Annotated in this window: 6 protein-coding genes and 1 pseudogene; 4 read left to right on the top strand and 3 right to left on the bottom strand. The window is 39.0% G+C overall.

Features of this window, described 5'->3' with window-relative positions; all coding sequences use genetic code 11:
* The coding region (locus F6K13_RS13970) for a nuclease-related domain-containing protein (protein WP_287287649.1) at positions 1–486 on the bottom strand (486 nt) is incomplete at its 3' end.
* A gap of 507 nt (positions 487–993) precedes the next feature.
* On the opposite strand from F6K13_RS13970, the pseudogene F6K13_RS35155 reads away from it, so the two are divergent.
* Positions 994–1,188, top strand: a pseudogene (locus F6K13_RS35155) (hypothetical protein); the annotation flags it as partial.
* A 360-nt stretch (positions 1,189–1,548) separates the two neighbouring features.
* Positions 1,549–2,115 (top strand): Uma2 family endonuclease, encoded by a 567-nt coding sequence (locus F6K13_RS13965; protein WP_124144796.1) that lies wholly within the window; start codon positions 1,549–1,551, stop codon positions 2,113–2,115.
* A gap of 147 nt (positions 2,116–2,262) precedes the next feature.
* Here F6K13_RS13965 and ppsA read toward each other — a convergent pair whose 3' ends face one another.
* Entirely contained in the window at positions 2,263–4,800 is a 2,538-nt protein-coding gene (ppsA, locus tag F6K13_RS13960) for a phosphoenolpyruvate synthase (RefSeq protein ID WP_287287648.1), read from the bottom strand.
* A gap of 358 nt (positions 4,801–5,158) precedes the next feature.
* On the opposite strand from ppsA, the gene F6K13_RS13955 reads away from it, so the two are divergent.
* The gene (locus F6K13_RS13955) at positions 5,159–5,548 is read left to right on the top strand and encodes a helix-turn-helix domain-containing protein (protein WP_124144794.1); all 390 of its coding nucleotides are present in this window, start codon (positions 5,159–5,161) and stop codon (positions 5,546–5,548) included.
* A 228-nt stretch (positions 5,549–5,776) separates the two neighbouring features.
* The gene (locus F6K13_RS13950; protein ID WP_161564503.1) at positions 5,777–5,929 is read left to right on the top strand and encodes a hypothetical protein; all 153 of its coding nucleotides are present in this window, start codon (positions 5,777–5,779) and stop codon (positions 5,927–5,929) included.
* A gap of 42 nt (positions 5,930–5,971) precedes the next feature.
* Here F6K13_RS13950 and F6K13_RS13945 read toward each other — a convergent pair.
* The coding region (locus F6K13_RS13945) for a hypothetical protein (RefSeq protein WP_287287647.1) at positions 5,972–6,204 on the bottom strand (233 nt) is incomplete at its 5' end.

Genomic DNA, 6,204 nt, shown 5'->3' with positions numbered 1-6,204 from the left:
TTTATAAATTACTTTTTTTATTGGTAATATCTGTTGGTCAAGTTTAGATTCAGATGCTTGTTTATAAGTAATATTAGACATCACCGCCCCAACACCCACAGGAAAGCATAATTTTCCTTGATAATTACCCGATTGACGAGTCAAAACCGGGTGTTTTTTTAGTCGATCGAGTATCTTAAAAAGATAATCTCGTCCTTGACTTAGAGGCGATTTTTGTTTTTGATTTGTTTCTCTATTATTTTGCCTCCATTTAATCTCAAAATAGTCTGAGTTAGCTTTCAAAATAGAGTTGAAATTCCATCCTTTTACCTCAATTATTAACACTCCAAAATCAGGAGATAAAATTATAAAATCAGGATAACGCCCATCAATATCAGGTTCATACCAAACCGAGAAATCATCAGGTAGCCTAGATAAAATATTATACAATCGTTTTTCACCAGCACTAGCTTTTGCTGGAATCCTGTCAGGAATAATTTGTGCCATAATTAATTTGAATCGACCAATTAACTTGAAACTTATTTAAACTAATTGATATTCACTATAACACTACAATGTCAATTATTTTTGATTGGTAAATCTAGATTTTTTGCTAACCTAATCAGGCAGAAGCTTCTAGGAGCTTGAATTTTAAAATTCAAGTGATATTTATGTAATCACAGTAGCTATTTTTAGTCAATAAAGGGGTATAATCTACGGGGTTTATGACATCTGATACTTAAATATCTAAAGTAAAAATAGACAATAAAAAAAAACGTGTTTTACACAAAAATACTGATTTTTTTTATTAAATTGATATCAATATACTTAGTTTTTACTGATGTATAAAAAAATCAGACTGTACTTATCCTAAATTGATATAATATCAAGTCCAGTAATTTGGTGTAATTATTCAGTAATAATACTAAGGTTTAATCTGCGGAAATATATCCACAGTTATCGTATATTTTCCAGATCACCCCGATTAACTTTCTCTTAGAGTAATAAGGGTGTTTCAATCCCAACGGTCAAATACTTGCCAGCAGTAGCGCCGACGAAACAATTAAACTCTGGAACATCAAAACAAGAGAGTACATCAAAACCCTGAGAGTACCCAGACCTTATGAAAACGCCAATATTACTGGAGTCACAGGATTAAGCAGCGCCCAAAAAGCCAGTCTAAAAGCATTGGGAGCGGTGGAATATTGAACATAAGAATCTATGACATTAGAATCCGGTCTTTATCAAACCATTTCCGACTTTTTTTCAGCCCCGCTATTCAGGGAAATTATCACGCTCAAAAAAGTCAACTATTACTTTCAATACTTTCAAATATCAACACCTGGGTCTATTATCAAGGGGAAAAAATTTGTCTAAATTCCGAATTTTTTACTCAAACAACTTAGCTCATATTATGTTCGGTAGAACAGTTATAATTATGCTCGTAGTTGGGCTTTAGCCCTTACATTACTTAATATTAGGGCTAAAGCCCAACTACAAACAAATTCAATATGTAGTATTTTCTGCTAAAATACAAATTAACCTATCATCATATAACTCAGAGGAAGTATGTCGGATGTCACTATCAAAGATTTAGAAATAGTGCAAACCCTATTCAATGAAGCTGGTTTAGATTATCAATTAGAATTAGAAGGTGGAAAAATATCAGTTATGGGTCCATCAGATATCGTTTCGAGCGAAGTAGGCATTCGTTTAAGTGCCTCTCTTTATGCTTGGATAAACCCCCGTCGTCTGGGGCGAGTATTCGACTCCGCAGGTGGTTTTATCTTACCCGATAGCAACCTCAAAGCACCAGATGTATCTTTTGTCAAAGCCGATCGCTTGCCACGAAGCATCCGCTATTTTGCAGAAATGGTACCCGATCTAGCAGTGGAAATCAAGTCTCAAAGCGATAGAGTTCCCCCTCTGAAAAAGAAACTCCTAAAATATATCGAACTGGGGGTGCAAGTCGCAATATTAATCGATCCTGATGAAGAAACAGTAATAATTTATCGCCCCACAGGAGAACCCATTGAATTTACAGGGGATGATATATTGAGCATTCCCGAACTATTCCCTGGTTGGAAAATATCAATTTCCGAGCTTTGGCCGCCCGTCTTTGATGAGGAAGAATAGATTTCAGTTATCAGTTATCAGTTATCAGTTATCAGTAAAAAGAGACAATATCGCTCCTTTTTACTACATAGAATCATAGAATCTATGTAGTAAAAAGGAGCGATCGCTAGTTTCTACACAAAAATAGAAATCATCAACAACCTCAAACTATTTCGCCCTCGCCACATCCATAATATCATCCATCACGGAACCAGACTCCTCCATCTTGCCAATATCCAACAGAGTCTTCAACAATGAATCGGGATTTAAACTCAATGAGTCAATACCTTCTTCAACTAAGAACCTGGCAAACTCTGGATAATCACTTGGTGCTTGACCGCAAATACCAATCTTGCGGTCGTATTTCTTAGCTGCTTTAATGGCAATTTTCACCATCCGACGTACTGCTTCATTCCGTTCGTCAAAAATATGCGCCACTAATGCCGAATCTCGGTCTAAACCTAATGTTAACTGAGTCAAGTCATTTGAACCGATAGAAAAACCATCAAACACTTGAGCAAACTCATCAGCAAAAATCACATTACTGGGCAACTCGCACATCACATACACTTGCAACCCATTCTCGCCCCGTTTCAAACCGTTTTTCTCCATCTCCGCTAACACCTTACGACCTTCATCAGGAGTCCGACAGAAAGGAATCATTGGAATCACATTAGTCAATCCCATTTCATCCCGTACCCGCTTCAATGCTTTACACTCTAAAGCATAAGCATCGCGATATTTGGGATCGTAGTAACGAGACGCACCTCGCCAACCAATCATGGGGTTTTCTTCCCCAGGTTCAAATTGACGACCACCTAATAGGTTCGCATATTCATTACTCTTGAAATCGCTCATTCGCACCACTACAGGATGAGGATAAAAAGCAGCAGCGATCGTACCTACACCTTGCGCCAATTTATCCACAAAGAAATCAGGTTTATATTCGTACAATGCAGTCAAATTACCAATTTCCCGTTTCACTAACGGATCTTCCAACTCATCATAGTGAATTAAAGCTAATGGGTGAGCTTTAATATGATTGGCAATAATAAATTCCAACCGTGCTAACCCCACACCATCGCAAGGAATAGAAGACAGACCAAAAGCTTCCTCTGGGTTGCCAACGTTCATTAAAATCTTGGTGCGAGTCTTAGGCAAGTCACCCAACAAAGTTTCCTGTACCTCAAAAGGCACCATACCCTCATAAACCTTGCCCTCTTCACCCTCAGCACAAGAAACAGTTACTTCCTGACCAGTCATCAACACTTTAGTAGCATCACCGCAACCAACTATTGCTGGAATACCCATCTCCCGCGCAATAATAGCAGCATGACAAGTGCGTCCGCCTTGGTTAGTAACTATCGCGCTAGCCTTTTTCATAATTGGTTCCCAGTCAGGGTCAGTTTTGTTAGTTACTAAAACTTCCCCTGGCATAAACTCGTCAATTTTGTGCACGTCAAGAATAACACGAGCTTCACCTTGCCCAATCATTTCTCCCACGGCGCGACCGCGAACTAATACATCACTGCTACCTTTGAGTTTGAAGTTACGGAGAATACTTCCAGATTTTTGAGATTGTACTGTTTCTGGACGCGCTTGCACAATAAATAGTTCACCAGTGAGACCGTCTTTTGCCCATTCAATATCCATTGGGGTGTAATGGTCACGCACTTGAGAATAATGTTCTTCAATAATACAGGCCCATTTTGCCAGTTGCAAGATTTCGTCGTCATTGATGCAATATTTTTCCCGTTCGGAAACTGGCACTGGCACGTTTTTGGTAAGTTTGGAACCGCCGATGTCATAAATCATCTTCAGTTCTTTTGTACCCAGGCGTTTTTCTAGTATGGGGCGGAAGTCTTCTTTAAGGGTGGGTTTGAAAACAAAGTATTCGTCTGGGTTGACTGCACCTTGCACTACGTTTTCACCTAAACCGTAAGCTGCTGTTACCAGGGCAGCATTTTTGAATCCGGTTTCGGTATCGATGGAAAACATGACACCGGAGGAGGCGAGGTCTGAACGTACCATTTTTTGCACGCCCACTGATAAAGCAATGTCGAAGTGGTCGAAACCTTTGATGGTGCGGTAGGAAATGGCGCGGTCTGTGAATATGGAGGCGAAACATTTATGGCAAGCTTCTAATACTGCTTCATCACCGTAAATGTTGAGGTAGGTTTCCTGTTGTCCGGCAAAACTCGCATCTGGTAGATCTTCAGCAGTTGCGCTGGAGCGTACTGCTACGTCAACTTCTTTGGTGTAGCGTTCGCACTCTTGTTTGGAGTTGCCTTCTAGTTTGTCACAATATTCAGCAGAAGTGCCGTAGCGGTCGCACATTTGGTGATATGCTGTGACGATGGCTGTTTCTAATTCTTCTGGAAATGGGGTGTCGAGGATGAGGGTGCGAGCTTGTTTGCCTCGTTGCCGTAAATTCCTGACATCTTCTACATCTAGGTCAGCAAATAGTTCTCGCAGTTTTTTCTCTAATCCAGCTTTTTGGATGAAATACCGATATGCGTAAGCAGTGGTGGCGAATCCATTGGGAACGTTTACACCTTTGGGAGTTAATTGCTGAATCATTTCTCCCAGGGATGCGTTTTTTCCTCCCACTAATGGAATATCTGCAATTCCTACTTCTTCAAACCATAGGACAAAAGCTGTTACATCTACTTTTTTTGGGCTTTTTTGACCTAATAGGTTCACCATAATTTTCTCCTCCAATGTTTTATTTATGCCGTGTTGCGAGGCAGGATTTATTTATTTAGTTTTGTTTCTTTTTTTTTCACAATGTTAAATATAATGATTGATTTGTGGGATGTTAAGAAAAACAAACTTATCGATCCCTAACTTTTAAACTCCATAATTAAGGTGGATTATTTCTACATAGATTCTAGTTTTTTAGCTAGAGGAGGATTTTTGACCTCCATCTACATCCTAATACTTTCTACTGTAATTGCAATATAGGGTCGGAAAAAATCTTTAGTTACAAAAAGTAAAAAATTTTGTTTTTTCAGTGGTAAAGGTTATTATTAAAGAAAAATAAAGTTTTAAGAGTTAGAAGAAAATGAAAGTTAAAAATAACAATGTTAAATCGGATGTTAAAATGAGGGATATATTGTGTTTAAACAACAATTGTCCGATTCAGTTTGTATTAAGAATATTGGGTAGTAAGTGGTCGGTATTGATTTTGCAACAGTTGTTGAGTGGCGATCGTCGGACTCACGAATTATTAGAAGCACTGCCAGGAATTAGCTCAAAAACACTGACGTTAAGACTCAGAGAGTTAGAAAAGTATGGTTTGTTAGCAAGGCAGGTATTTCCGGAAGTGCCTCCCCATGTTGAATATTCTTTGACGGATAAAGGGTTAGAAGTGCAACCAGTTATGATAGCTCTCCAGCGGTTAGGGGAGCAATGGTTAGGAGAAAAAAATAGTAGTTGTTCGATGGAGATGTGAGCAAGACTGAGATTTTGTGGGTGTGAGTTGAGTGTATAATTTAGTGGTGAGTAAAGTTATCAAAAATTTGTCAGTTTGTAGTATAATTTTAGCCCGCCAGGTAGATATTTCATGGGCTAGAGCAATACTACAAGCAAAAAGTTTTTGTTTAGCTGGCGCACAACTGCGTTAACGCTACGCAACAGGTCAAGCGCAGCATGATATCAAATCCAGTTAAACAGCCATAGAATGGTTAAGTTAGGAGGAGTCAACCCACCCCTCGCCCCTCCCCCTCCCAGGAGGGGAAGTCAGGAGTCAGGAGTCAGGAGGAGAGAGAATTACAAAGATGAGCGTAGTTATGACTATTGGATAATTTTTTTATGTCCAATAAAACGGATTTGATATGACCTAAGTCCTGAGTCCAGAATTCTCCGAGAATGTCAATTAAATCGGTGCCATATTATTCGTATCTATGGCTGCTAAAACTGGATCTTGACTATCACGCTCGGCAGTTTCAATAGTCCTTGAACCTGTTGTGATATCATCCTCAATCATATTATTATCAGATGATGTAGTTAACTCTTGAACTTCAATTTCAGGGATAGAAGCTAACTCATCTCCAGCAAGTAGAAACTCATCTGTATTGTCTGAGGGTGAGTCAGACCCACCATTAAGTA

The sequence above is a fragment of the Okeania sp. SIO2B9 genome, from assembly GCF_010672505.1.
In the GTDB taxonomy this organism is placed as follows: Bacteria; Cyanobacteriota; Cyanobacteriia; order Cyanobacteriales; family Microcoleaceae; genus Okeania; species Okeania hirsuta.
Note: the sequence above shows the minus strand (reverse complement) of the source record. Positions and strands in the feature narration are given on the sequence as shown.